Source organism: Wolbachia endosymbiont of Drosophila bicornuta, assembly GCF_028982105.1.
Lineage (GTDB): Bacteria > Pseudomonadota > Alphaproteobacteria > Rickettsiales > Anaplasmataceae > Wolbachia > Wolbachia pipientis.
The window spans coordinates 1-2677 of the sequence record NZ_JAPQLF010000134.1 but is presented as its reverse complement, the minus strand read 5'-3'; the positions used below and the strand labels follow the sequence as shown (position 1 = coordinate 2677).

4 protein-coding genes are annotated in these 2677 nt (G+C 36.1%); 3 read left to right on the top strand and 1 reads right to left on the bottom strand.

Features of this window, described 5'->3' with window-relative positions; all coding sequences use genetic code 11:
• Positions 1 to 84 precede the first annotated feature (84 nt).
• The 3 genes from OZD68_RS05845 to ispG all read left to right on the top strand — a co-directional run bounded on the left by OZD68_RS05845 (position 85) and on the right by ispG (position 2487).
• Positions 85 to 363, top strand: a complete 279-nt coding sequence (locus OZD68_RS05845) for a hypothetical protein (protein ID WP_259366050.1) — start codon at positions 85 to 87, stop codon at positions 361 to 363.
• Positions 364 to 560: 197 nt separating this feature from the next.
• Positions 561 to 1181, top strand: a complete 621-nt coding sequence (locus tag OZD68_RS05840; protein ID WP_182309618.1) for a TRP75-related protein — start codon at positions 561 to 563, stop codon at positions 1179 to 1181.
• A 25-nt stretch (positions 1182 to 1206) separates the two neighbouring features.
• On the top strand, positions 1207 to 2487 hold the full coding sequence (ispG, locus tag OZD68_RS05835; protein ID WP_182309619.1) for a flavodoxin-dependent (E)-4-hydroxy-3-methylbut-2-enyl-diphosphate synthase: 1281 nt from the start codon (positions 1207 to 1209) through the stop codon (positions 2485 to 2487).
• A 41-nt stretch (positions 2488 to 2528) separates the two neighbouring features.
• Here the strand turns inward: ispG and OZD68_RS05830 are convergent.
• A partial coding sequence (locus tag OZD68_RS05830; protein ID WP_275008740.1) for a transposase occupies positions 2529 to 2677 on the bottom strand: 149 nt, incomplete at its 5' end.

Sequence of the window (2677 nt, the reverse complement as noted above, 5' to 3'; positions counted from 1 at the left end):
GCTACTGCTCTACCATAGCCATAAGCACATATCTTATCCTATTCGGACTATTGCGAGAAGTGCTATACTAAGCAGTTTCAAGCTATGCAAGAGCACTTAAACGGCCTGCAAGAAAAAGTGGAAACACTTGCAGAGGCAGTAGCAGATCAACAAAAAATAATGGCAATTTGTATCATAGTCAGTGCTGTTGCCGCAATAGCAATAACTAGTTTTGTTGCATTCTGTATCTATCAGGGAGTTAAGCTTGATAAAGAGAAGAAAAACGACTTATCTAAAGATACGCCAGACGCAAAACTTAGTAATGTAGATACTACCGATGGTACTGAAAAACTACAGAATAACTTAAAAGTTGCAAACATATAGCTGCATAACACTTTTCTTGAAAAGGTGTTACGCAACTTGTAACACCTTACTCTTCTCTTAGTCTGCGTAGGTTTTTTTGATAGCAAACATATCACTTTTTAGAAAAATATTTGTATTGTAAAGTTAGTAAAGATTCTGGTTTACTTAAAGTTTGTTAATTGCTATCTTTTAAAACACGATATTTACTATAGCACCATATGCTTAGGGTTTTTTCTAAAATTTTATTTATATTAATGTTTTTGGTTTCTAGCTTTTTTACTGTGCATAGTGCTGAAGCTAAATCTAAGCTCAGTAAGAGATACATACCTCCTGGTAACCCTGGTGGTGCAAACTTTCATACAGATGAGGATTTTGCTGAGTCATATAAACTGTATGAGAAGCGTAGGGAATTGCTCAAGAAAAAAAAATTACAAGATCGAGCTATAAATAAAGAAGATCTAATCAAAAAATTAAAAGAGAAAAAAATTGCTACTCTTGATAATGACACAAATGACATGGAAGCTTGCATAGTCGACGATGAAGAGAGCACTATGATAAATCAGCATGGTATTAATATCGCACGTTTAAGGGGTGCTGTATTTATAGATCAAGAGTCAGTTTTCCAGTATGAAAATAAGCAGCATGAAAGTGAACAACAAGAAGAGAAGAAAGTTACTTCAACACGAGAAAAGAAAGTTTCTCCTATAAATGTCACTATAAAAGAAACTCCATCAAGAAGAACGTGCTCACATGATTCTATTGCTAATTTGGATAACGTAGATGCTTATAGTTTGAATGGTTCAAGTTCATTTGGCAGTGTAGCTGACACAGTAAAATAGTATCACAATATTGGCCATTAATAATATGCTAGATAAAGACCTGATATTGAATGATAATGCATATGAATTATCGCAGATTTCCAGGCACAAAACTCATGTTGTAGAAGTTGGAAAAGTAAAGATAGGCGGAAATAATCCTGTAGTTGTACAATCTATGGCGCTTGGTGTGCATATAGATTCTGATAATATAAAAAGTAGCGCAAAACATTATGCAAAAGAAATAACAGAACTAGCGCGTACAGGTTCAGAATTGGTGCGAATTGCCTTGAACTCAGAGGAGGTAGCAAGAGCCATACCTTATATAGTAGAAGAGATAAATAAAGAAGGTTTTGACGGTAAAATATTGGTAGGCTGTGGTCAGTATGAGCTAGATAAATTAGTTCAAGATTATCCAGACAACATCAAAATGCTGGGTAAAATTAGGATAAACCCAGGCAATATAGGTTTTGGCAACAAACGTGATGAGAAGTTTGAAAGGGTTATAGAGTATGCAATAATGCACGATCTTCCGGTTAGAATTGGGGTAAATTGGGGTAGTCTTGATAAATACCTTTTGCAAAAATTGATGGATGAAAACTCTTCGCTTAGTAATTCAAGGCCTTCTGAGGTTATACTGCGCAAAGCACTTGTAATGTCTGCTCTTGATAGTGCAAAAAAAGCTGAAGAAATTGGTCTAAATTCAAACAAAATAATCATTTCATGTAAAGTTAGCAAAGTACAAGATTTAATTTTAGTTTATATGGCACTTGCAAAATCTTCCAATTATGCGCTGCATTTGGGTTTAACTGAGGCTGGTATGGGCAATAAAGGTGTGGTAAATACCGCAGCAGGGCTTACTTATTTATTGCAAAATGGCATTGGAGATACAATACGGGCTTCTTTGACTCAACGTCCTGGTGAATCGCGTACTAATGAAGTGGTGGTGTGTCAGGAAATATTGCAGTCTATAGGCTTGCGACACTTTAACCCTCAGGTTAATTCATGTCCTGGTTGTGGGCGCACGAGTAGCGATCGTTTTCGTATATTAACTGAAGAGGTGAATGGCTATATAAAAACTCATATGCCGATGTGGAAGAAAAAAAATCCAGGTGTAGAGCATATGAACATTGCTGTTATGGGATGCATAGTAAATGGTCCTGGAGAAAGCAAACACGCAAATTTGGGAATCAGCTTACCTGGATATGGAGAAAAACCTGTTTCAGCAGTCTACAAAAACGGCAAATATTTCAAAACTTTACAAGGTGATAATGTCTCTGAAGAATTTAAGGCAATTATTGATAATTATGTGAAGAAGCATTACACGTAACCTTTCACGGTTATAGCATTTCTCATAATAGTCCGAACAGGTCATAGGAAGGCAGAATCAACAGCACGACGAAAGGATTCGAATAGAGGAATGTCTTTCCTGGCTCTGTTTTTTATAGCAAACCAATGATGCTCAATTTTGTTGAAATCTGGAGAATAAGGCGGCAGATACAAAATTTCTGCACCAACCC

What these genes read in the sequence shown, in the direction of transcription:
- OZD68_RS05845 (WP_259366050.1), top strand. Translation starts at nt 85, where the DNA reads ATGCAAGAGCACTTAAACGGCCTGCAAGAAAAAGTGGAAACACTTGCA.
- OZD68_RS05840 (WP_182309618.1), top strand. Translation starts at nt 561, where the DNA reads ATGCTTAGGGTTTTTTCTAAAATTTTATTTATATTAATGTTTTTGGTT.
- ispG (WP_182309619.1), top strand. Translation starts at nt 1,207, where the DNA reads ATGCTAGATAAAGACCTGATATTGAATGATAATGCATATGAATTATCG.